The sequence below is a fragment of the Pyxidicoccus caerfyrddinensis genome (genome assembly GCF_010894405.1).
GTDB classification, from domain to species: Bacteria; Myxococcota; Myxococcia; order Myxococcales; family Myxococcaceae; genus Myxococcus; species Myxococcus caerfyrddinensis.
In genome coordinates, this window is record NZ_JAAIYA010000041.1 from 28,633 (window position 1) to 51,942 (window position 23,310).

General features: G+C 69.9%; 16 protein-coding genes and 1 riboswitch. Of the genes, 12 read left to right on the forward strand and 4 right to left on the reverse strand.

The window, feature by feature from the left end; all coding sequences use genetic code 11:
* The first annotated feature begins 61 nt into the window (after positions 1 to 61).
* Positions 62 to 832, forward strand: coding sequence for a lysophospholipid acyltransferase family protein (locus G4D86_RS48960; protein WP_164002520.1), 771 nt, complete (start codon positions 62 to 64; stop codon positions 830 to 832).
* On the opposite strand, the gene G4D86_RS48965 is transcribed toward G4D86_RS48960, so the two are convergent.
* The 3 genes from G4D86_RS48965 to G4D86_RS48975 are packed head-to-tail and all read right to left on the reverse strand — an operon-like array spanning position 803 to position 3,698.
* Complete coding sequence (locus tag G4D86_RS48965) at positions 803 to 2,470, reverse strand: AMP-binding protein (RefSeq protein WP_164002522.1); 1,668 nt, start codon at positions 2,468 to 2,470, stop codon at positions 803 to 805. The genes G4D86_RS48960 and G4D86_RS48965 overlap by 30 nt on opposite strands.
* On the reverse strand, positions 2,467 to 3,417 hold the full coding sequence (locus G4D86_RS48970) for an SAM-dependent methyltransferase (RefSeq protein ID WP_164002525.1): 951 nt from the start codon (positions 3,415 to 3,417) through the stop codon (positions 2,467 to 2,469). Before G4D86_RS48970 ends, G4D86_RS48965 begins: the two co-directional genes overlap by 4 nt.
* On the reverse strand, positions 3,414 to 3,698 hold the full coding sequence (locus G4D86_RS48975; RefSeq protein ID WP_164002527.1) for an acyl carrier protein: 285 nt from the start codon (positions 3,696 to 3,698) through the stop codon (positions 3,414 to 3,416). The genes G4D86_RS48970 and G4D86_RS48975 overlap by 4 nt, the downstream gene beginning before the upstream one ends.
* 288 nt (positions 3,699 to 3,986) lie before the next feature.
* On the opposite strand from G4D86_RS48975, the gene G4D86_RS48980 reads away from it, so the two are divergent.
* The 6 genes from G4D86_RS48980 (at position 3,987) to G4D86_RS49005 (ending at position 14,235) form a co-directional block, all read left to right on the forward strand.
* On the forward strand, positions 3,987 to 5,501 hold the full coding sequence (locus tag G4D86_RS48980; protein WP_164002528.1) for a hypothetical protein: 1,515 nt from the start codon (positions 3,987 to 3,989) through the stop codon (positions 5,499 to 5,501).
* 537 nt (positions 5,502 to 6,038) lie between these two features.
* Positions 6,039 to 10,586: a non-ribosomal peptide synthetase gene (locus tag G4D86_RS48985; protein WP_164002530.1), complete on the forward strand. Its 4,548-nt coding sequence runs from the start codon at positions 6,039 to 6,041 to the stop codon at positions 10,584 to 10,586.
* 11 nt (positions 10,587 to 10,597) lie between these two features.
* Positions 10,598 to 11,812, forward strand: a complete 1,215-nt coding sequence (locus tag G4D86_RS48990; protein WP_164002532.1) for an aminotransferase class I/II-fold pyridoxal phosphate-dependent enzyme — start codon at positions 10,598 to 10,600, stop codon at positions 11,810 to 11,812.
* Positions 11,813 to 11,832: 20 nt separating this feature from the next.
* Positions 11,833 to 12,723, forward strand: coding sequence for an HpcH/HpaI aldolase/citrate lyase family protein (locus G4D86_RS48995; protein ID WP_164002534.1), 891 nt, complete (start codon positions 11,833 to 11,835; stop codon positions 12,721 to 12,723).
* Positions 12,720 to 13,247 carry a MaoC/PaaZ C-terminal domain-containing protein gene (locus G4D86_RS49000; protein ID WP_164002536.1) on the forward strand — a complete coding sequence of 176 codons (528 nt, stop codon included), beginning with the start codon at positions 12,720 to 12,722 and terminating at the stop codon, positions 13,245 to 13,247. The genes G4D86_RS48995 and G4D86_RS49000 overlap by 4 nt, the downstream gene beginning before the upstream one ends.
* Before the next feature lie 7 nt (positions 13,248 to 13,254).
* A complete protein-coding gene (locus G4D86_RS49005) occupies positions 13,255 to 14,235 on the forward strand; it encodes an NAD(P)H-quinone oxidoreductase (protein WP_164002538.1) in 981 nt (326 codons plus the stop codon).
* A 49-nt stretch (positions 14,236 to 14,284) separates the two neighbouring features.
* Here G4D86_RS49005 and G4D86_RS49010 read toward each other — a convergent pair whose 3' ends face one another.
* On the reverse strand, positions 14,285 to 15,796 hold the full coding sequence (locus tag G4D86_RS49010) for an arylsulfatase (protein WP_164002540.1): 1,512 nt from the start codon (positions 15,794 to 15,796) through the stop codon (positions 14,285 to 14,287).
* Positions 15,797 to 16,075: 279 nt separating this feature from the next.
* Between G4D86_RS49010 and G4D86_RS49015 the strand changes: the two genes are divergently transcribed.
* The 5 genes from G4D86_RS49015 (at position 16,076) to G4D86_RS49035 (ending at position 23,187) form a co-directional block, all read left to right on the forward strand.
* On the forward strand, positions 16,076 to 16,540 hold the full coding sequence (locus tag G4D86_RS49015) for an MgtC/SapB family protein (protein WP_164002542.1): 465 nt from the start codon (positions 16,076 to 16,078) through the stop codon (positions 16,538 to 16,540).
* A 95-nt stretch (positions 16,541 to 16,635) separates the two neighbouring features.
* Positions 16,636 to 18,990: an arylsulfatase gene (locus tag G4D86_RS49020; RefSeq protein ID WP_164002544.1), complete on the forward strand. Its 2,355-nt coding sequence runs from the start codon at positions 16,636 to 16,638 to the stop codon at positions 18,988 to 18,990.
* A 220-nt stretch (positions 18,991 to 19,210) separates the two neighbouring features.
* Positions 19,211 to 20,899, forward strand: a complete 1,689-nt coding sequence (locus tag G4D86_RS49025; protein ID WP_164002546.1) for an arylsulfatase — start codon at positions 19,211 to 19,213, stop codon at positions 20,897 to 20,899.
* A 213-nt stretch (positions 20,900 to 21,112) separates the two neighbouring features.
* Positions 21,113 to 22,150 carry a putative zinc-binding metallopeptidase gene (locus G4D86_RS49030; protein WP_164002548.1) on the forward strand — a complete coding sequence of 346 codons (1,038 nt, stop codon included), beginning with the start codon at positions 21,113 to 21,115 and terminating at the stop codon, positions 22,148 to 22,150.
* Positions 22,151 to 22,152: 2 nt separating this feature from the next.
* Positions 22,153 to 23,187: a D-alanine--D-alanine ligase family protein gene (locus tag G4D86_RS49035; protein ID WP_164002550.1), complete on the forward strand. Its 1,035-nt coding sequence runs from the start codon at positions 22,153 to 22,155 to the stop codon at positions 23,185 to 23,187.
* 48 nt (positions 23,188 to 23,235) lie between these two features.
* Positions 23,236 to 23,307, forward strand: a riboswitch (guanidine-III (ykkC-III) riboswitch).
* Positions 23,308 to 23,310: the final 3 nt, after the last annotated feature.

The following is a 23,310-nucleotide window of genomic DNA, read 5'->3' on the forward strand; positions in this document are numbered from 1 at the left end:
CAAGTCAATGACAGGTGACTCCCGATATGCTGGAGGGCCGCTGGCGTATGGTGAGCAGTCCATGTCCGAGTCCCTCCCATCCCGCACCGGTCAGCTCGTGAGGACGGCCCTGGCCGCGAGCTGGTCCATGCTGTCGCTGGGAGTCTTCATCCCCGTGGCCCTGCTCGCACTGCCGTTGGATCGCCGGCAGCGGGTGCACGACGTGTGCTCCATCCTCTGGGCGCGCGGAATCCTCGCGCTGCTGGGCATGCGGCTGGTGGTGCGGGGCGCGGAGCACGTCTCGCGCGACGAGCCGTACATCATCGTCGCCAATCACCAGAGCCTGCTGGACGCGGCGGTGATGGTGGCGGCGCTCCAGCCGCTCACCTCGGTGCGCATGGTGGCCCGGCGCAATGCGTTCCGCATTCCGCTCATCGGCTGGGGCATGCGGCTGTTCGGCCATGTCTCCGTGGACCCGCGCAGCATCCGCGCGTCGCTGCCCGGGCTGCGGCAGGCGCAGCGCAAGGTGGCGCGACGGGTGTCCATCGTCTTCTTCCCCGAGGGCGGCTACAGCCCGGATGGGAGGATGCGGCCGTTCCACAACAGCGCCTTCCACATCGCCGCGCGCGGCGGTGTGCGGGTGGTGCCCGTCACGCTCACGGGCACGTTCGACATCCTGCCGCCGCACCTCACCGTCCCCGTGCGGGGAGGCGAGGTCCTCGTCACCCTGCACCCGCCCGTGGGGCCGCTGGAGGACACGCACGAGGCCGCCCTCAAAGCGTCGACGGCGTGCCACGGCCTCGTGGAGGCGGCCCTTCCGCCCTCACGCCAGCGTGCCGCTGAGCGCTCCTGAAGCGATGGCCTCCGAGATGGCCCCGCGCTTCAGCTTCCCGCTGGTCGTCTTGGGCAGCGTGCCCGGTGGCACCAGCAGCACGTGGTCGATGGCGATGCCGTGTGCCCGCAGCCGCTCGCGGATGCGTTCACCCAGTGCCGCCCGTGCCTCCGGCTCCAGCTTCGTCTCCGCCAGCACGTAGGCCAGCTCGGTCTGCCGGTGCTCGGAGCGCACGCCGACCGCCGCCACGCACCCGGCCCGCACGCCGTCCACCTCCGCGGCCAGCTCTTCGAGGATGGACGGAATCAGGTTGTGCCCACCCTTGATGATGAGCTCCTTCTTGCGGCCGGTGATGAAGAGTGTCCCGTCCGCGCGGTAGCCCAGGTCTCCCGTGTGCAGCCATTGCTCGCGCACGGCGACCGCCGTCAGCTCGGGCTCGTCGTAGTAGCCCTCCATCAGCGTCGCCGAGCGCACCAGGATTTCTCCCTGGGTCCGCTCGGGCACGGATTCTCCCTGCGCATCCACCAGGCGGACCTCGGTGTGCGGAATGGGGCGGCCCACGCCGGTCAGCTCCAGCGTGCCCACCGTCTCGGTGGACGGCACCGCGCGGCCCTCGCGCTCCAGCGTGGCCCGGTCCACGCGGTCCACCACGGTGGGCGCGAGCTTCTCCGGGAAGGTCACCGCCACCGTGGCCTCGGCCAGGCCGTAGACGGGGAAGAAGGCCTCCGCCCGGAAGCCGCACGGAGCGAACCGGTCCGAGAAGCGCCGCAGGAGCTCCGGGGAGATGGGCTCCGCGCCAATCATCGCCACCTCCCACGTGCTCAGGTCCAGCCCCGCCTCCTTCGCGCGGTTCGCCAGTGCCAGGCAGATGGCGTACGCGGAGGGCGGCGCGGCGCAGATGGTGGCGCGGTGCTCGCTCATCGCCTCCAGCCAGCTGAAGGGCCGCTGCCGGAAGTCCAGCGGTGACAGCAGGTGCGCCGGGAAGTCGTTGAAGAAGGGGAACAGCAAGCCGCCCAGCAGTCCCATGTCGTGGTGCAGCGGCAGCCAGGACACCGCCACCGCGTGGGCGGGGGAGGGGAGCGCCTGGCTCATCGCCGCCATGTGCCGCATCACCCGCTCATGTGACAGCACCACTCCGCGCGGGTGGCTGGTGCTGCCGCTGGTGAGCTGCACCAGGCAGGGGCCCGGCGCCGCGTCCGGCTCGGGCTGGAAGGGGAGGTTGCGTCCTTCCTCCACCAGCGCGTCGGCGACGATGAGGGGCGTGCCCTCGCGCTCGCCGGCCAGCCCCGCCAGCGCGCCCGACAGCACCAGCGCCTTCGCGTCCAGCTTGCGCGCCGTGCCCCGGAGCTGCTCCAGGTACGCGTCCAGGTCCGCCAGCCGGTACGGCACGCCGAGGATGCTCGGCACCGCGCCCAGTGCCCACACGCCGAAGAGGGTGCTGACGGCCGCGTGGACCTCGGGGACGAGCAGCAGCACGCCGTCACCCGGGCGCACGCCGCGGGCGTGGAGCGCCGCCGCCACCGCGCGGGCCTCCTCCCACGTCTCTGCCCAGGTCCGGGGAAGCCACCCCTCCGCCTCCTTGTAGCGGAGGGCCAGCCGCTCGCCGTGGGTCTCCGCGCGGGCCCGCAGCAGCCCGGCGAGAGTCCTCGGCCCACTCATCTCGCGTCCCCGGGAATGGGCCAGCCCGCGACGTGGACCTTCGGCGCGCCCTTGGTGGCGAGCAGCATGTACTCCAGCGCCGTGCGCCGGGCGAAGGACAGCTTCGCCACCGTCATGTAGCCCTGGAGCACGCGCGCGAAGCCGGGCGCCAGCTCCTCGATGCGGTCGCGGTTCTTCCGCACGTTGTCAATCCAGTGACCCAGCGTCTGCACGTACGAACTGCTCAGGTCCTCCACGTGCAGCACATCCAGCCCCGCGCGACCGATGAGGCCCAGCTCCTCGGACAGGCTGAGCAGCCGGCAGTAGCCCATGGCGGTGACGAAGATGTAGCGCGTGGCGCTGCTGTCCCGGTCGCCTCGCGGCACCTCCGGGAAGTAGCAGTCCGAGATGAACAGCCGTCCGCCGGGCTTCAACGTCCGCGCCACGAGCTGGTGGATGGCCTCGCGGTTGTGCATGTGGACGATGCTCCCGGAGAAGAGCACCACGTCGTAGCTCTCCGGCGCGGGCGCCAGCTCCTCCACGTGCGTGAGGTCCACCCGCACGCGGTCCGCCACTCCCCAGTCCTTCGCGCGCTGGAGCGCCACCTCGCGCTGCTTGCCGCTGAGGGTGATGCCGTGGAAGTACCCCTGCGTGTGCTGCGCAAGGTAGAGCAGCAGGCTTCCCCAGCCGCAGCCCACGTCCAGCACCTTCTCTCCGGGCTGGATGTTCAGCTTCGCCGCCACCCGGGCGAACTTCCGCGCCTGACCCGTCTCCAGGTCCTCGTCAGGCGAAGCGAAGACGCCGGTGGAGTACGCCAGCCGCGAGTCCAGCACGAGGCTGAAGATCTCCGGGTGGTGCTCGTAGTGCTGCGCCACCTCGCGGGCCTCGTGGGCGCGCTGCTCCTCCGGGGTGCGCTTTGCGGCGGTGCGCTCGTCCGGGTGCCTCAACTCCAGGGCGGGCGCGCTCATGCGGACCTCCCCGTCTGCCGGTCCAGCTGCGCGGCGACGAAGCGCGCCAGGTCCTCCACCGTCTTGAGGTTCGCCTCGGCTGGAGACGCCATCTCCGGCATCGCGAACCGGAAGCGCTCCTCCAGGCCGATGTTGATTTCAATCATCGCCATGGAGTCGATGCCGAGCCCGCCCTCCAGCGACGCGGTGAGGGGGACCTGCTCCACGGGACGGCGAAGGGTGCCGGCGATGATGCCCCGGACCTCGCGGCCAATCTCATCAAGGGGGATGGTCCGTGACACGGCGTGTACTCCCGATGTTGGGCTCGATGCGTCAGCGGCGAGGAGGCGGCCGGCCCACCGTCCCCGCACCGGAGTGCTCGCGCTGGGTGACAGCCGCGACGTTAGAAGCCGCCTGAGACATCCCTTCAATGCTTCATCACCCTGGGATGTCTCGCTTCACACATGGTGAATATCGTACAGTTCAGGATTCGTGGAACTTTCTGCCGGTTCCGCGAGCCTGGACCACGACCGGCCGGGGTCCATCCATGGCAGGAGGGCGCGGCCGTCCGCGCGAGCATGAGGTCACACATGAAGTGGGTCAGTGATTGGAAGCAAATCCCCTGGCGTCTGGCGCTGGGAGGCGTCGCGCTGGCGTGGGCGGCAGGCTGTGGCGAGGCGCCTCCGGAGGCCTCGCCTCCCCTGGCGACCCCGGAAGTGACGCCAGAAGTCGTCGTCCCCGAGCAGTCGTCGCACCCGGAGCGCCGCGGCATCGGCGCGGTGGCGCTGCCGCCTCAGGGCCCCTCGGCGCAGGCCATCACCGTGGACCCGCGCAGCTCGCTCATCGTCACCGATGACGCCATCTTGAAGAACTTCCCGCTGCAGAAGGTGATGCAGCAGTTGGTGACCCAGTCCGCCGTCGCGGGCCTCACCCCGCTGGCGCTCTTCCAGGACTGGTGGAAGATGGAGACGCCGCCCTTCTGTGTGCCGGTCTTCAACAACTACCCCTTGACGTGTCCGCGCGTCGAGGGGAACACCCAGTCCACCGTCAATCCCTTCATCAATCCCGGGGTCAACCCGGACGAGTATGTGCCCACCGCGCTGGTCAACCGCTTTGACCTGGCGCCGCTGAGCGGGACGGACTGTGGCGAGTACCGCATCGTCTACGCGAAGCGCTCCGGCATCACCAACCCGGGCCAGCGCAACCTCCTCATCTTCGAGGCGGTGCTGCCCAACCCCACGCCGGCCCTCGGGCTCGCGGGCTGCATGCCGGTGGCGAACTTCTGGGCGTCGCTGACCACGGCCAGCCTCGCCACGCGCATCGCCACGCTGCAGAACTTCTACTTCACCGGCTTGGGCGGCGGCTTCATGCCGGTGGTCCACTACGACAACTACGGCAACCGCACGGGGATTCCGGCCACGGGCCAGGTGCGCACCAACCAGTTCATGCAGCCGCCCTGGACGCTGCGTGAGTTCAAGGTCCTGCGCACGATGTGCGGCTCGGTGCCCTGCGCGCTGAACTTCCGGCCGGTGGTGGACTCGACCAATCCGGCCGGGCTGCTCTTCGACCCGACCTCCGGTCATCCGGAGGCGTTCAACTTCCAGAACGCGCAGTTCCCGTCGCAGGTGCCCAACCTGGCCATCAACGACATCAACCTGTTCAACTTCGCCTCCACGCAGCCGGAGAACAGCGGGCAGAGCAACGCGCAGGGACCGGAGAATGACTACCTCTTCCACTTCGGCCCGGGCCCCAGCGCCTTCCACACCAACGTCCAGAACGCGCTCATCGCCAGCGGCAGCGCGCTGACGCCACAGCAGGCCGTGGCGCGCTCGCTGGCCCTGTCGTGCGCGGGCTGCCACCAGTTCAGCAACGGTGCCAACCTGGGCGGCGGCATCATCTGGCCCCCGTCGCTGGGCTTCGTCCACGTGTCGGAGCAGACGTCCGCCGGCCCGTTCGGCCCGCGCTTCAACATCTCCCCGGCGCTCAGCAGCGTCTTCCTGCCGCACCGCAAGGCCGTGCTGGAGACGTTCCTCAACTCCTCCTGCGGTGACGCCATCTGCCAGCCGTGGGAGACGCACGCCGCCTGCTCGGCGGACTGCCCGTAGTCGCTCCACCCACTGTCTCGGGGCCCTGCGCACATCGGGCCCCGAGACATGTTTCAAGTGATTGAAGTCACTCAGGCCCGGGGCGGGTCACTCCCGCCTCTGTAGTCAGACAGGAGCGTGCGGGTGTGTTTCGCATCCCGCTCCATGTTTATGCTCTGGGTGTCAAAGGCAGTCATAAACGAGGCATGGCGGCACACACGGGTTTTTATGTAAGACCCGACTAGTCAGAAGGCCCCCCTCGCCTTCGTGGCTCCCCATGCTCCCGCTTCGCCTCGTCATCGACATGTCAGCGTGGCCCTTTGTCTCGGAGGCTTGCCAGCCTTCCTGGCGGCCTTGCGGGGGCCTGGTTCTCACACGCCTGCTCTGCCGCACGGAGTGTGAGCAACTGCTGCCAGTGCCGCTCTCCTCCGTGCAGGTCAGCGCTGTCGCCGCGCGCTCGCACCGCGCGCGGAGTGGAGCCGTCACCGGGGGCACCGTCCGATTCCGCTTCATCCAACGCGGCCGCATTGGCCCCACCGAGTCGATGGGAATCCCGCCATGGAACCATTGAAGAAGAAGAGCCTCCCCGCGCCGGTTCGGGCTCGCACGCCGGTCATCGTGGCGCGCACGGAGGAAGCGGAGCTGTCCTTCGCCCAGCTCCGGCTGTGGCTCGTGGACCAGTACCAGCCGGGCACCTCGCTCTACAACATCCCGGCCGCGCTGCGGCTGAAGGGCGCGCTCGACGTGCCGGCGCTGGAGCGGGCCTTCACGGAGGTGGTGCGCCGCCACCAGTCGCTGCGCACCACGTTCCGCGCGCGTGAGGGCCGGCCCGTCCAGGTCATCCACCCCGGCATGCCGTGCGATCTGGACGTGGTGGACCTGCGGCACCTGCCCGAGCCGGAGCGGCAAGGGGAGGCTCTGCGCCTCGCGCGCGAGGAGGCGCGGCGCCCCTTCGACCTGACGCGCGGGCCGCTGCTGCGCACCGGGCTCCTGCGCCTCGGGGAGCAGGAGCACGTGCTGCTGGTGACGATGCACCACATCGTCTCCGACGCGTGGTCGCTCTCCGTGCTCATCCGCGAGGTGGGCGCGCTGTACGACGCCTTCCTCGCAGGCCAGCCGTCGCCTCTACCGGAGCTGCCCATCCAGTACGCGGACTACGCCGTGCGCCAGCGCGAGTGGCTCCAGGAGGACGTGCTGGACGGACAGCTCGCGTACTGGAAGCAGCAGTTGGAGGGCGCGCCGCCCCAGCTGGAGCTGCCCACGGACCGGCCGCGCACCGCGGACACGCGCAACCCGGGCGCGATGATGCACGTGGAGCTGCCCGCGTCCCTCACCAAGAACCTGCGCAACTTCTGCCGCACGGAGGGCGCCACGCTGTTCATGGCCCTGCTGGCGGGGCTCCAGGCGGTGCTGGCGCGGTACTCGGGCCAGGAAGACATCTGCGTGGGCGCGCCCATCGCCGGGCGCCGTCAGGGGGAGACGGAGGGGCTCATCGGCTTCTTCGTCAACACGCTGGTGCTGCGCACGCGGCTGGGCGGGGACCCCACCTTCCGCGAGCTGCTCACCCGCGTGAAGGAGGTGACGCTGGGCGCCTACTCCCACCAGGACGTGCCCTTCGAGAAGCTGGTGGAGGTGCTCCAGCCGGCGCGGCAGCTCGGGCACACGCCGTTCTTCCAGGGGATGTTGGGGCTGCTCAACACGCCGCCCCTGGATCTGTCGCTGCGCGGCCTCACGCTCACGCCGCTGGACGCGGTGGACAGTGGCACGTCCAAGTTCGACTTCACCCTCACGCTGGTGGAGTCGGCCCGGGGCCTCTCCGGCACCCTCGAGTACCGGACGGACCTGTTCGAGCCGGCCACCGCGGCGCGGATGATGGAGCACCTGCGCGTGCTCCTGGAGAACGCCGTCCTCCACCCGACTCGGCGCCTGTCCGAGCTGTCCCTCCAGCCCACCGTGGAGCGGCGCCGGGTGCTGGTGGACTGGAACGCCACCTCCGTGGCGTACCCGCGCGACGCCGGCCTGCCCGCGCTGTTCGAGGCCCGCGCCGCCAGCACCCCGGACGCCGTGGCGGTGGAGTCCTCGGGCGGGACGCTCACCTACGCGGAGCTGGATGGCCGCGCCAACCGGCTCGCCAACCACCTGCTCGCCGAGGGCGTGCGTCCCGGAGACAGGGTGGCCCTGTGCATGGAGCACGCGCCGGAGGCCGTGGTGGCCGTGCTCGGCATCCTGAAGGCCGGCGCCGCCTATGTGCCCCTGGACCCGTCCGCTCCGGCCGAGCGGCTCGGCTTCATGCTGGAGGACACCGGCGCCTCGCGCGTGCTCACGCTGGAGGGCGCCGCGCGGCACCTGCCCCCGGGCGGCGCGCGGCCGCTCTTCCTCGACGCGGATGCCGCGCGCATCGCCGCCGCGCCGGACACCGCGCCGGGCGTGGAGACCACGGGCTCGGACCTCGCGTACGTCATGTACACGTCCGGCTCCACCGGCCGGCCCAAGGGCGTCTGCGTGCCCCACCGCGCGGTGACGCGGCTGGTGCTGGGTACCGGCTTCGCGCGGCTGGGGCCGGACGAGGTCTTCCTCCAGCTCGCGCCGCTGGCCTTCGACGCCTCCACCTTCGAGCTGTGGGGCAGCCTGCTCCACGGCGCCCGGCTGGTGGTGCCGCCGCCGCACCCGCTGTCGCTGGAGGAGCTGGGCCGCGTCCTGGACGGGCATGGCATCACCACGCTGTGGCTGACGGCCGCGCTCTACGAGCAGATGGTGGCGGCACAGCCCGCGGCCCTCGCGCGGGTGCGGCAGGTGCTCGCCGGAGGCGACGTGCTATCGCCGGAGCGCGTGCGTGAGCACCTGGCCCTCGGCGGGCGGCTGGTGAATGGCTACGGCCCCACGGAGGGCACCACCTTCACCTGCTGCCACGTGCTGACGGACCCGGCCGAGGTGGGGCACTCGGTCTCCATCGGCAAGCCCATCGCGAACACGCGCGTGTACCTCCTGGACGGGAACTTGCGGCCGGTGCCCGTGGGCGTGCCCGGCGAGCTGTTCATCGCGGGCGACGGCCTGGCGTGGGGCTACCTGCGGCGGCCGGACCTGACGGCGGAGTGCTTCCTCCCCGACCCGTACTGCTCCACGCCCGGCGCGCGCCTCTACCGCTCCGGAGACCTCGCGCGGTGGCTGCCGGACGGGCGGCTCCAGTTCCTCGGTCGCCGCGACGCGCAGGTGAAGCTGCGCGGCTTCCGCATCGAGCCCGGCGAGGTGGAGGCAGCCCTCTCCCGCCACCCGGGCGTGCGCGAGGTGACGGTCATCGCGCGAGACGACATGCCCGGCGGCAAGGCGCTGGTGGCGTACCTCGCGCCGCGCAACGCCGAGACGCCGGACTCCGAGGCCCTGCGCGCCTTCCTCCGTCAGAGCCTGCCCGAGTACATGGTGCCCTCGGCCTTCGTCGCGCTGGACGCGCTGCCCGTCACCCCCAACGGGAAGGTGGACCGGCGCGCGCTGCCGCACCCGGACACGGTGGGTGCGGGCATGAAGGGCCGTGAGTGGGTGGCGCCGCGCACGCCCGTGGAGGAGCAGGTCGCCGCGCTGGTGTGCCAGGTGCTCCGGCGCGAGCGCGTCAGCGTCCATGACGACTTCTTCGCGCTGGGCGGCCACTCGCTGCTCGCCACCCAGCTCCTCTCCCGTCTCCAGCACACGCTGGGCGTGGCGCTGCCGCTGCGCGCCATGTTCGAGGGGCCCACCGTGGCCGACCTCGCGCGGCGCATCGAGGCGGAGCAGGGCGTGCCGGTGCGCTCGCTGCCACCGCTGGTCCGCGCGCCCCGCGACGCACCGCTGCCGCTGTCCTTCTCGCAGGAGCGGCTCTGGAAGCTGTTCAAGCTGAGCCCCACGTCCACGGCCTACAACCAGCTGGGGACGTACCGCTTCGTCGGGGACATGAACGTGGAGGCGCTCCACGGCGCGCTCCAGGCGATGGTGGACCGGCACGAATCGCTGCGCACCACCTTCGTCGAGCAGGACGGGCGCCCGCGGCAGCAGGTGGCCCCATCGCAGCGCTTCGAGCTGCCGCTGACGGACCTGCGCGGGCGGGAGGACGCGCGGGACGAGGTGCTCCGGCGCATCGCCGAGGAGGCGCGCCGCCCCTTCGACCTCTCGCGCGGGCCGCTGGTGCGCGGCGCGCTGTTCCGGCTCGCGGACGACGAGCACCTGCTGCTCTTCAGCAAGCACCACATCCTGTCGGACGGCTGGTCCGAGGGCATCCTCTCCCGCGAGGTAGGGCTGTTCTACACGGCGCTCGCCACGGGCGTGACACCGGCGCTGCCGCCGCTGCGCGTGCAGTACCCGGACTTCGCGGCGTGGCAGCGGGGCTGGCTCGCCGGGCGCGAGCTCGAGTCCCGCCTGGGCTACTGGCGCGCGGCGCTGGCCGGTGCGCCCACGCTGCTCGACCTTCCCACCGACAAGCCCCGGCCGGCGACGCGCACCTTCAACGGCACCGCGCTGCCGGTGGTGCTGGGCCGCTCCCGCAGCGACGCGCTCAATGCGCTCTGCCAGCAGGAGCGGGTGACGCCCTTCATGGCGCTGCTGGCTCTGTTCGGCACGGTGCTCTGCCACGAGTCGGGCCAGGACGAGGTCGTCATCGGCTCGCCCATCGCCAACCGCACGCTGCCGGACCTGGAGCCGCTCATCGGTCTGTTCGTGAACGGGCTGGCGCTCCGCGTGGACCTGCGCGGCGGCCCCTCCTTCCGCCAGCTCCTGGCCCGCGTGCGAGACGTCACCCTGGGCGCGTACGCGCACCAGGAGGTGCCCTTCGAGCAGGTGGTGGACGCCATCGGCATCCAGCGGCTGCCTGGCCGCACGCCGCTCTTCCAGGCCATGTTCGCGCTGCAGAACGCGCCCGCGGAGCCGGTGCCGCTGCCCGGCCTGACGCTGGCGCCGATGGAGTCCACGGACCGGGGCGCCTCCATCTACGAGCTGTCCCTGGCGCTCTACGAAATGGAAGACGGCTTCAGCGGCAGCCTGGAGTTCAACACCGACTTGTTCGAGCCCTCCACCGCGGAGCGCTGGCGCGATGCGCTGCTCGCGCACCTGGACCGGGCGCTGGCCAACCCCGATTCGCCGTGACGAGGGTTCCCATGGAAGAGAAGAACCGCTACCGCAACACGGAGTCGATGATCGTCCACGGCAACCCCTCGTTCCAGGCGGCGAAGGAGGCGGGGCTGCTGGACCTGTCGGTGCGCAACACCGGACGGGGCTCGCTCGCGCTGCCGGACGGCCGCGAGTTCATCAACATGTGCTCCTGCTCGTACCTGGGGCTGGACTCGCACCCCGACGTGCTCGAGGGCGCGATTGAGGCGCTGCGCAGCGAGAAGACCATGGACATGGCCATCTCCCGGCTGCGGGTGCGCGTGTCCATCCTGGACGAGCTGGAGGAGGAGCTGTCCCGGCTCTGGCGCGCGAAGACGGTGGTCACCACCACGGCCAGCGCGGCCAGCGCGGGGCTGCTGCCGCTCATCGCCTCGGGGCACCTGCTGCCCGAGAAGCAGAAGCCGGTGCTCGTCTTCGACAAGGCGGCGCACTTCTCGATGAACCTCATCAAGCCCATCTGCGCGGACGAGACGGAGGTGCTCACCTCTCCGCACAATGACTTGAACTTCCTGGAGGACGTCTGCCGCAAGCACGCGCGCGTGGCCTACGTGGCGGACGGCTTCTACTCCATGGGCGGCGCGGCGGTGGTGAAGGACCTGCTCGCGTTGCAGGACCGCTACGGCCTGTTCCTCTACTTCGACGACTCGCACTCCCTCTCGCTCTACGGCACGGCGGGCGAGGGCTTCGTGCGGACGCTGATTGGGGGCGAGGTGGGGCCGCGCACCATCATCATCGGCTCGCTGGGCAAGGGCTTCGGCACGGCGGGTGGGGCGGTGATGCTCGGCGCGGCCCATCACACGGACCTGGTGGGCCGCTTCGCGGGGCCGCTGGGCTGGTCGCAAAGCCTCTGCATCCCCGCCATCGGCGCCAGCCAGGCCTCCGCGCGCATCCATGGCTCGCCGGAGCTGCACAAGCGGCAGCAGGCGCTGCGCGCCAACATCCGCGCCTTCGACGCGCGCATCCCCACGCGGACCCTGGGCGAGGACTTCCCCATCAAGGTCATCGAGGTAGGCCCCGAGGCCGCGGCGGTGGAGCGCTCCCGGCGGATGTTGGAGCGGGGCTTCTACACGTCGGCCGTGTTCTTCCCCATCGTCCCCAAGGGGCGGGCGGGCCTGCGCATCATGCTGCGCGCCAACCTGTCCGAGGACGACGTGCAGCGCTTGTGTGACGCCGTGCAGGAAGTGTCAGCGCCGGTGGCGTGAAACCCGAGAGCGGAGCCGTCATGCCGTTGCCCATTCCCAGCAGGACCTACCTCGTGACTCCCGCCCTGGACCCCGCGCGCTTCGACAAGGCGGCGGCGGTGGGGGCGGACGTGGGGCTGCTCGACCTGGAGGACGGCGTGCCCGGGGCCTTCAAGGCCGAGGCGCGCCGGCTCGCTGTCGACCACCTCTGCCGCGCCCGCCCCCGGGGCCCCATGTCCGTGCGCATCAACAGCCTGCGCACCGTGGACGGCCTGCGGGACGTGCTCGCCCTGCTGGACGCGGACGCCCAGCCCGACGCCATCCTGCTGCCCAAGGTGGAGTCGCCCGTGGAGCTGCAGCAGCTCGACGAGCTGCTCGGCGAGCGCATCCCGGACGCGGTGCTGCTGGCCATCATCGAGACGCCCCGGGGCGTGTCGGCGGTGGATGCCATCGCCGGCGCCACGCCCCGGCTGCGGGGCCTCATCTTCGGCGCGGCGGACCTGTCGTCGCAGCTCGGCGTGCCGATGTCGTGGGAGCCCATGCTGTACGCGCGCTCGCGCATCGCCATGGCCGCGAGCCTCGCCGGCCTGACCGCCATCGACTCGCCCTTCTTCGACCTGGAGGACCCGGCGGGTCTGGCGGAGGAGACGCGCCGGGCGCGCGCGCTGGGCTTCACCGCGAAAATCGTCATCCACCCGGACCAGGTAGACGTCATCCACGAGGCGCTCCGTCCCAGCGCCCGCATGGTGGACCACGCGCGGCGCGTGCTGGCCCAGGCGGATGACGGGAAGGGCGGCATCCACCTCGTCGGCGGCAACATGGTGGGCCCGCCGCTGGTGGCGGCCGCACGGCGGGTGCTGGCGAGCGTGGCGATGGAGGAGGCGCTGGAGCCCGTGGTGCTCCGCACGAGCGCCGGCAGGGGAGACACATGAAGAAGATGGTCACCGCCCACAAGAAGGTGGGCAAGCAGCGCTACCGCGAGACGCACGGCCTCTACTACGACGACTTCGAGGTGGGGGACGTGTTCGAGCACCGGCCCGGGCGCACCCTCACCGACGTGGACAACATCTGGCAGTCGCTGCTGTGCCTCAACACGCACCCGCTCCACATCGACGCGGTGTACGCCAGCAAGACGGAGTGGAAGCGGCCGCTGATGTCGAGCCTGGTGACGCTGGCCATCGTTGGAGGTATGAGCCTCAACAGCACCAGCGCCAAGGGCGTGGCCAACCTGGGCTGGGACAAGGTCCGTCTCACCGCCCCCGTCTTCGTGGGCGATACCATCTACGCGGAGAGCCGCGTGCTGGACAAACGCATGTCGAAGTCTCGCAAGACGCAGGGTGTGGTCTCCGTGGAGACGAGAGGCTTGAAGGCGGACGGCACCGTCTTCATGACCTTCGAGCGTTCCTTCCTGGTGCCGCTGCGCAAGCACAGTGTGGACGTCGATGCCAACTACTGAAGCGCTCATGCGCGCCGTGGTGCTGGAGGAGTTCGGCGGGCCGGAGGTCATGCGGCTGGGGGAGCTGCCACGCCCGCAGCCGGGCCCCCGCCAGCTCCGCGTGCGCGTGCGCGCGGCCGCCCTGAATCGCGGGGACACGGTGCAGCGCAGTGGCGGCTACCCGTTGCCTCCCGGCATCAAGAGCCCGCGCATGGGCATCGAGGTGGCGGGCGAGGTGGAGGCGATGGGCGCCGAGGTGCGCGGCTTCACCCCGGGCCAGCGCGTCTTCGGCCTGGTGGACGGCGGCGGCTACGCCGAGGCGTGCCTCATGGAGCAGGGGATGGCCATCCCCATTCCGGACGGCTGGTCCTTCGTGGACGCCGCGGCCACGCCGGAGGCCTTCATCACCGCGAACGAGTCGCTGCTGGAGTTGGGCGGCCTGCGCGCGGGCCAGTCCGTGCTCATCCACGCGGGCGGCAGCGGGATTGGCACCGCCTGCATCCAGGTGGCGCGCGCGGTGGGGGCGAAGGTGTTCTTCACCGTGAGCACGGAGGAGAAGCGGCGGCGGTGCCTGGAGCTGGGGGCCGATGCGGGCGTGCTGCGCACGGAGCGCAACTTCGCGCGCGAGGTGCCGGCGCTCAATGGCAACGCGGGCGTGGACCTGGTGGAGGACTTCGTGGGCGGCGCGGCGCTGGAGCGCAACCTGTCCGTCCTGAAGTTCGGCGGCTGCCTGTTGCTGCTGGGCATGCTGGAGGGGATGAGCGCGGAGCTGGACCTGCGGCAGGTGGTCATGCGGCGCCTGCAGCTCAAGGGCATGGCGCTGCGCCCGCTGCCCCCGGAGGAGAAGGCGGCCGTTACCCGGCGCTTCCGCGAGCGGTGGCTGCCGGAGCTGGTGGCCGGGCGCATGCGCCCCATCATCGACTCGACCTTCCCGCTGGAGCGCGCGGCGGACGCGCACCGGCGCATGGAGTCCAACGCCAGCTTCGGGAAGATCGTCCTGGAGGTGTGAGCGGAGCGGGAGACAGCTTTCCTCCCGCTCCGGCACGACGGCGTAGCGCCTACCGGCTGGTGAGGCCGGCGGTGAGCTTCTCCATCACCTGGTCGACCGTGAAGCTCGCGGCCTTCTGCCTGGGCGGGAAGGCCTTGAAGGACTCCAGGAACCTCCCGACGATGGCCTGGGTCGGCACCGCCAGGAAGGCGTGCTTGAGGCACCAGTCGTAGTAGGTGTTCGAGGTGATGTCCGCCCGCTCGAAGGGGTCGGTACGCAGGTTGAAGAACTTCGGCATGCGCAGCACGATGAAGGGCTCTCCCCAGACCTTGAGCGTCCCGGGGGCGCGCTGCTCCAGGAAGGTCATCTTCCAGTTGTCGAAGCGCACCGCGACCAGGTCCCCGTCGTCGGAGAAGTAGAAGAACTCCTCGCGCGGGCTCTTGGGCTCCTGGCCCGTCAGGTACGGCAGGAGGTTGTAGCCGTCCAGGTGCACCTTGAACGTCTTCCCGCCCGCCTTGTGTCCCTTCAGCAGCCGCTCCTTGACGTCGGGAGCACCGGCGACGGCCAGCAGCGTGGGCAGCCAGTCCAGGTGGCTCACGATTTCGTTGGAGACCGAGCCCGCCTGGATGTGCCCCGGCCAGCGGATGAAGGCCGGCACCCGGTAGGCGCCCTCCCAGTTGGTGTCCTTCTCACTGCGGAAGGGCGTCATGCCGCCGTCGGGCCACGAGTTCATGTGCGGCCCGTTGTCCGTGCTGTAGATGACGATGGTGTTGTCCGCGATGCCAAGCTCGTCCAGCAGGTCGAGCATCGCGCCCACGTGCTTGTCGTGGTCGACCATCGTGTCGTGGTACGCGGACTGCCACCGCCCCGCCTGGCCGCGGCTCCCGGGCTTCACGTGGGTGTACAGGTGCATGTGCGTCGTGTTGAACCACATGAACCACGGGGTGCCGTCCGCGTTCCGCTCGCGGATCCACTTCGTGCCCGCCTCGAGGAACTCGTCGTCGACGGTCTCCATGCGCTTGGCGGTGAGCGGCCCCGTGTCCTCGATCTTCTGCCCGCCCTCCGGATTGGCCCGGCAGTGGAGGACGCCGCGGGGACCGAACTTCTCCCGGAACTGCGGGAAGTCCTTCGGCGAGGGGTAGTCGTACCGCTCCGGCTCCTCCTCGGCATTGAGGTGGTAGAGATTGCCGAAGAACTCGTCGAAGCCGTGCATGGTGGGCAGGTGCTCGTCACGGTCTCCGAGGTGATTCTTTCCGAACTGCGCGGTGGCATAGCCGAGGGGCTTCAGCAGCTCGGCGATGGTGGGATCCTCGGGGCGCATGCCATTCGCGGCACCCGGCAGTCCCACCTTGCTCAACCCGGTCCGGAACACGCTCTGGCCGGTGATGAACGCCGCGCGGCCCGCCGTGCAGCTCTGCTCACCGTAGTAGTCGGTGAACATCATGCCCTCTCGCGCGAGCCGGTCGATGTTGGGCGTCTTGTAGCCCATCACGCCGTGGGAATAGGCGCTGATGTTGTTCATGCCGATGTCGTCGCCGAAGATCACCAGGATGTTCGGTTTGTTGCTGTCTTTCTTTGCCATGGTCGTCTTCCTTTTGTCTCCCGGTTGCGTCCGTAACCGCGGACTCAGGAAGCACATGGCCGGGCCTCACATCATCGGGCTGGAGGGAGGGAGGGCCGTGCCGCCGGGCGGTAGGAAGGCTCCTGCGGTCAGCAGGTTGTGAGCGTGCCAGCGCAGTGAACGATGGCCATCACCTCTCGGACCATGGTGGGCGGCGGATGTTGCACGCACCGTTTCCTGGCCCTCGCGCGTCACGGAAGGGGGGAGCGGTACGCCTGGCGTGGCCCGGGAGCCCGACGCATGTTCGAGTGGAAGACGGAGTCGGAGCTGTGGGTACGGATCGTCCTGGCGGCGCTTGCCGGCATCACCCTGGGGCTTCCGTACCGTCGGCGGCCTGGAGGCGTCAGGACGCACCTGCTGGTGACGTTGGGCTCCACGCTGTTCTGCACCACCGCGGTCCGCTTCGGCACGCGCATGGATGAGGACGTGCTCCGTGTACTGCAGGGCATCACATCAGGCATCGGCTTCGTGGGCGCCGCGAGCGTCCTCAAGCGGCGCAACTACATCCTGGGCATCACCACGGCGGCGTCCATCTGGGTGGCGGCGGCCGTGGGTTGCGAGGCGGCGCTCGGCAGCCCCGTCCTGGCGGTGGTGCTCGCCCCCAGTGTCGCCACCTTGAGCTGGTTGGTGGCGATGCTGGAGCGCAGGGTCTTCCACCGCACGCGCCGGGTACGGCCCCCCGGGGCCTCGCGGGCCCGTTCGTAGTGTGCCCAACGCCGTTTCCACCCGGCGTCCCGCTTCACCACGGCGCACCGGAACCTACCTTCGCCCTTCGCGTCCATGTTTCGAAGGAGTGCGTCATGCCGTTGAAGGAATACGAGCCGGGAAAAGCATTCAACGGGGTCGCGGGCAGGACCTTCGAGGAGTCCGAGCCCTCCTGGCCCAGTCCGATGCGAGCCAGGAAGGGCGCGGCCAACGTCGTCTTCATCGTCCTGGACGACACCGGCTTCGGACACCTGGGGTGCTACGGCTCACCCATCCGCACGCCGAACCTGGACCGGCTCGCGGCGGGCGGCCTCCGGTACAACAACCTGCACACCACCGCGCTGTGCTCGCCCAGCCGCTCCTGCATCCTGACGGGCCGCAACCACCACTCCAACGCCATGGCGTGCATCACCGAGGGGGCCACCGGCTATCCAGGCTCCAACGGCATCATCCCCTTCGAGAACTGCTTCCTCTCCGAAGTGCTCCTGCCACAAGGCTACAACACCTATGCCGTGGGCAAGTGGCACCTGACCCCCGCTGAGCAGTCGAGCGCCGCCGGCCCCTACGACAGGTGGCCGCTGGGACGCGGCTTTGAGCGCTACTACGGCTTCCTCGGGGGTGACACCCACCAGTACTACCCGGACCTCGTTCACGACAACCACCAGGTCCGGCCGCCGAAGACTCCGGAGCAGGGCTACCACCTCACCGAGGACCTGGTGGACCACGCCATCGAGTTCATCGCGGACTCCCGGCAGGTCGCCCCCGACAAGCCCTTCTTCCTCTACTTCGCGCCCGGCGCGATGCACGCTCCCCACCACGTCCCCCGGGAATGGGCGGACCGCTACAAGGGACAGTTCGACGACGGCTGGGATGCCTACCGCGAGAAGGTCTACAAGCAGCAGATGAAGATGGGGCTGTTGCCGCCCGGCACCCGTCTGTCCCCGAGAGATCCCGACGTCCATGCGTGGAGCTCGCTGTCCGCCGACCAGCGCCGGCTCTATGCGCGGATGATGGAGGTGTTCGCCGGCTTCCTCGAGCACACGGACCATCAGCTGGGCCGGCTCATCCAGTTCCTTGAGGGGGCGGGGCAGCTCGAAAACACCGTCATGATGGTCGTCAGCGACAATGGCGCCAGCCCCGAGGGCGGCCCGAACGGGTCGGTCAACGAGAACCTGTTCTTCAACAACGTCCCCGAGCGGCTGGAAGACGGCCTCGCCGCCATCGATGAGCTGGGAGGGCCCAAGCACTTCAACCACTACCCGTGGGGATGGGCCTGGGCGGGGAACACGCCCTTCCGCCGCTGGAAGCGTGAGACGTACCGTGGCGGCACCAGCGACCCGTTCATCGTCCACTGGCCCAAGGGTATCAAGTCGAAGGGCGAGGTCCGTGGCCAGTACGCGCACGTGATTGACATGGTGCCCACCGTGCTGGAGTGCCTGGGGATGGAGCCGCCGAACCAGGTCCGCGGGGTGACGCAATCACCCATCCAGGGCGTCTCGTTCGCACGGAGCTTCAACGACGCGAAGGCAGAGAGCCTGCACCGCACGCAGTACTTCGAGATGTTCGCCCACCGGTCCATCTACCACGACGGCTGGCGCGCCGTCTGTCCGGTGCCCGGGCCGTCCTTCACCGAGGCCGGCGTGGGCTTCGGTGAATTGATTGTCACCGAGGAGAAGCTGCGCGAGCTGGATGCGCACGGCTGGGAGCTGTACCACGTCGCCGAGGACTTCTCCGAGACGAAGAACGTGGCGGCGAAGAATCGCGAGAAGCTCATCGAGATGATCGCGCTCTGGTACGTGGAGGCGGGCAAGTACAACGTGTTGCCGTTGGACAGCCGCGGTGCCACCCGACTGGTCGATGATCGCCCGCAGCTCGCCAAGGGGCTCCAGCGCTACGTCTTCTTCCCCGGCACGTCGACCGTCTCGAACAAGGTTGCGCCACGCCTGCTCAACCGGCCGCACAGCATCACCGCCACCGTCGAAATCCAGGACGGCGCCGAGGGCGTCCTCGTGGCGCAAGGCGGGTCATCCGGCGGGTACGTGCTCTACGTGAAGGACCACCGGCTGCACTACGCCTACAACTACGTGGGCATGGAGCACCACCACCTGGCCTCCAACGCGACGATTCCCGAGGGCCGCCACGAGCTCCGCTTCGAGTTCGAGCCCACGGGTCAGCCGGACATCCAACATGGCAGGGGCTCGCCGGGGCGGGCACAGCTCTACATCGACCGCCAGCTGGCGGGGCAGCTCCAGCTCCCGGTGACCATTCCGCTCGACATCGGCATCACCGAGGGCCTCACCTGCGGCCGGGATGAAGGCTCTTCCGTGACGACGGACTACACCGCCCCGTTCCCCTTCAGCGGGAAGCTGGAGCAGGTGGTGGTCGACGTGTCCGGCGACATCATCGAGGACAAGGAAGCCGAGATGCGGAACATCATGGCCCACCAGTAGCAGCATGCGCCCCGTGCCGCGGGGAAGGGTGTTCGACCTTCCACGCGGGCCGCGGAGCGGGTGTCGTCCGCGAGCCGCTCGTCCCTCCCGGCAAGGATGGGTGTCCCTTCGCTACAGACTGGCCACCCTGTGCGACGTGCGAGAGCGGCCCGCGGCCCGCCAGGGGCCGGAGGGCATGGAGCCCGAGGGCGGTCCGCACGGTACGGGAAGGCGGAGCGGCATGGCATCGCAGGAAAAGAAGGGCAAGACGTCCGGCAACGGCAACGGCCACGGGCGCGGCGGTAACGGCAAGGGCGACGTTCAGCGCAAGCCGAACATCCTCGTCATCTGGGGCGACGACATCGGCCTCTGGAACGTCAGCGCGTACAACCAGGGGATGATGGGCTACCGCACGCCCAACATCGACCGCATCGCGAAGCAAGGCGCGCTGCTGACGGACTGCTACGGGCAGCAGAGCTGCACCGCGGGCCGCGCCGCGTTCATCACCGGCATGAACCCGCTGCGCACGGGGCTCACGACCATCGGCATGCCGGGCGCGAACTACGGGCTCCAGGAGGGCGACCCCACCATCGCGGAGTTGCTGAAGCCCCTGGGCTACACCTGCGGCCAGTTCGGGAAGAACCACCTGGGGGACTCGAACCGGTTCCTGCCCACGGTGCACGGCTTCGATGAGTTCCACGGCAACCTCTACCACCTCAACGCGGAGAACGAGCCGGAGTGCCCCGACTACCCGAAGGACCCGGCCTTCAAGGCGAAGTTCGGCCCGCGAGGCGTGCTCCACTGCCATGCCACGGACCGCGACGACCCCACCGAGGATCCGCGCTGGGGTCGCGTGGGCCGGCAGCGCATCGAGGACACGGGCCCGCTGACGAAGAAGCGGATGGAGACGGTGGACGAGGAGTTCCTGGCCTCCTCGCTCTCCTTCATGGAGCGCGCGGCGAAGGACAACAAGCCCTTCTTCATCTGGCACAACTCCACGCGCACGCACGTGTGGACGTTCCTGCAGGAGAAGTACCGCAACAAGACGGGCAAGGGGCTGTACGCGGATGCCATGACCGAGCTGGATGACCATGTCGGCGTGCTCCTGGACAAGCTCGAGGAGCTGGGCATCGCCGACAACACCCTCGTCGTCTTCTCCACGGACAACGGCGTGGAGAAGATGGGTTGGCCGGATGGTGGCAATGCCCCGTTCCGGGGGGAGAAGGGCTCCACGTGGGAGGGCGGCGTCCGGGTCCCCTGCGCGGTGCGCTGGCCGGGCGTCATCGAGCCGGGCCGCGTCATCAACGACATCTTCGCCCACGAGGACTGGATGCCGACGCTGGTCGCCGCGGCGGGCGGCCCGGAGGACCTGGCCGAGAAGTGCAAGCAGGGCCACCAGGTGGGGAACAAGAAGTTCCGAGTCCACCTGGACGGGTACGACCAGCGCGCGTTGCTGGCCGGCACGGAGCCCAGCCGGCGCCACGAGTTCATCTACGTCCTCGACAGCGGCAACATCGCGGCGGTGCGGTACGACGACTGGAAGATCATCTTCAGCTACCAGGACGGCGAGGGCCCCGACATGTGGTTCAGCGGCAAGCGCTTCAATCCGGCGTGGCCGTACATCTTCAACCTGCGCTCCGATCCATTCGAGTACGCGACGCACTCGGGCCTGTACACGCAGTGGTACGGCGAGCGCATGTTCCTCTTCGTCCCGGCCCAGGGGCTGGTGAAGAAGTTCGCGGAGAGCCTCATCGAGTTCGTGCCGAGCCAGGCACCGGGCAGCATGAGCATCGGGCCCATGAAGGAGCGCGTGAAGGAGAAGATGCGGCAGGCCCAGGAGGATGGAAAGTCCGAGGTGGGCGACCAGGTCATGGCGCTCGCCAACGACGTGGAGGAGGCCCTCCGCCGCTTCCAGCAAAGCCACGCCTGAGCAGGCCGTCCGCGAATGGGGCCCGGCTGCACGAGTGGACGCGTGCAGCCGGAGCTGACGGCTGGGGAGTCCCACCGTCCGGCTCAGGAGGTAGCCAGCGGGGGCTCGGTCGCCCGGCTGCCCCCGGCCCCGCCCAGGCTGTCCGCTCGGCGGGGTGAGCCTTATCTAGAAGGCGGCATGCTGACTCCGCCTTCTTCCCATCCCGGCTTGCCGATGCGCGAGAAACATCCCGCCCAGCAGGGGGATGGACGCGGCCGGCTGCCGCCCCAGCGCGAGCAGCTCCTCCAGGCGCGCATCAAGGATCTGTCGCTCCGGCTCGCGGGCACGCAGCTGGAGCGCGACATCGCCCAGCTCCACGCGGAGCTGGAAGCCAAGGGCATCTCCTTCAAGCCCCAGTGTTACCTGTCCGACGAGTGGGGCTGTCCGTCCGGGGTGCCCGTCATCGGCGTGCCCTTCTACCTGGCGGACGCGGCGCTGCACTCCATCGAGGAGGAGCTGGGCGGAAGCGTGGAGACGGAGGAGGAAATCCTCATGTACCTCCGCCACGAGGCCGGCCACGCCTTCAACTACGCCTACCGGCTCTACGACACGGACGAGTGGCGCAAGCTGTTCGGCGACTACTCGCGCCCCTACCGCGACGACTACAAGGCGCGGCCCTTCTCGCGGCGCTACGTGCACCACATCTCCGGCTGGTATGCGCAGAAGCACCCGGACGAGGACTTCGCGGAGACGTTCGCCGTCTGGCTCACCCCCGGCAGCGAGTGGCGCAAGCGCTACCAGGGCTGGGGCGCGCTGAAGAAGCTCCAGTACGTGGAGGACACCGTCGCGCGGCTCGGCCGCACACCGCCGCTGGTGCAGCTCGCCGAGCCGGACCTCACCACGGAGGAGATGGAGGGCACCGTCCTGGACCACTACCGCCAGCGAGAGCTGGACGCGAAGGTGGACCTGGAGCTGCGCGACGCCTTCGACCAGGCGCTGGAGGACATCTTCTACGGCCCGGGCGAAGCGCCTGCCCGCGCGGAGACGCTGGTCCGCTCCGAGCGCCAGCGCCTGCTGAGCGCGGTGAGCCGCTACACCGGCGTGAGCCCCAACGTGGTGCGCGCCTTGGTGGACCACCTCGCCGAGCGCACCGCCGCGCTCGGCCTCACCCTGCACCCGGACGACAGCCGGGAGGCCGCCGTCCACATCGCCTCGCTGGTGACGGCGCTGGCGATGAACCACCTCTACACCGACCGCTTCTACGAGGAATGACCATGCCCGTTGGCCCCCTTCGCATCGCGGTCCTCCACTACCAGCCGAAGGGCGAGGCGCCCGACGCCGTCGTCGGGCAGGTGCGCGCCGCCCTGGAGGAGGCGGGCCACACGACGGTGGACGTCGGCGTGGACGAGAGCGTCACCGACCTCATGCGCCAGGTGTCGTGGAGCCGCGCGGACCTCGTCTTCAACATCTGCGAGACGTTCGCCGAGGACTACCGGCTGGAAGTGAATGTGGCCGCGGTGCTGGAGCTGGCGCGCGTGCCCTTCACGGGCTCGGGCACGGCGGGCCTGCTCCTGGCGCAGGACAAGATCCTCGCCAAGCAGCTGCTCCAGTTCCACGGTGTGCTCACCCCGCGCTTCGCGACGTTCGACGGCGACTCCTTCCAGACGAGCGCCGACCTCAAGTTCCCGCTCATCGTGAAGCCGGCGCGCTCGGACGCCTCCATGGGGCTGGGCGTGGAGAAGGACATGGAGGGGCTGGCCCGGCGCGTGCGGAAGATTCGCGAGGAGTACGACGACGAGGCGCTCGCGGAGGAGTTCATCGAGGGGCGGGAGCTCTACGTGGGCGTGCTCGGCGACCACGCGAATCCGGACGTGCTTCCGGTGGTGGAGCTGGACTTCGGGAAGAAGTGGAGTCGCAAGCGGATGAAGATCGCCAACCGCGAGGTGAAGTTCGCCCCGGAGACGGAGGGCAGCCCCCGGCTGGTGATGCCACATGATTTGTCCGACGAGCTGCGCGGCCGCATCGAGCGGGCCGCGGTGACGGCCTTCCGCGCGCTCAAGCTGCGCGACTACGCCCGCATCGATTTCAGGGTGTCCAGCCGCACGAACGAGCCGTACCTCCTGGAGGTGAACCCCAATCCCTACCTGGAGGCACAGTGCGAGGTGGCGCTCGGCGCGCGCGAGCGGGGCATGTCCTACGCGCAGCTCGTGCAGCGCATCGTCGAGGCGGCCGCCCGGCGCCACGGCCTGGCGAAGGGCCGGGCGCCCCACGCCATGCCGCCTGCTTCCGGGCACGTCTCCGCGCACTGACTCGTGCCGGTTGAAGCGGGCGGTGCGCGGCGTTATAGCCGAGTACGCACGGCGGCTCATGGAGAGCGAGCCGGGCCCGGACGAGGCGCGCCGTACCCGGTCAGGACAAGACGACGCGAACAC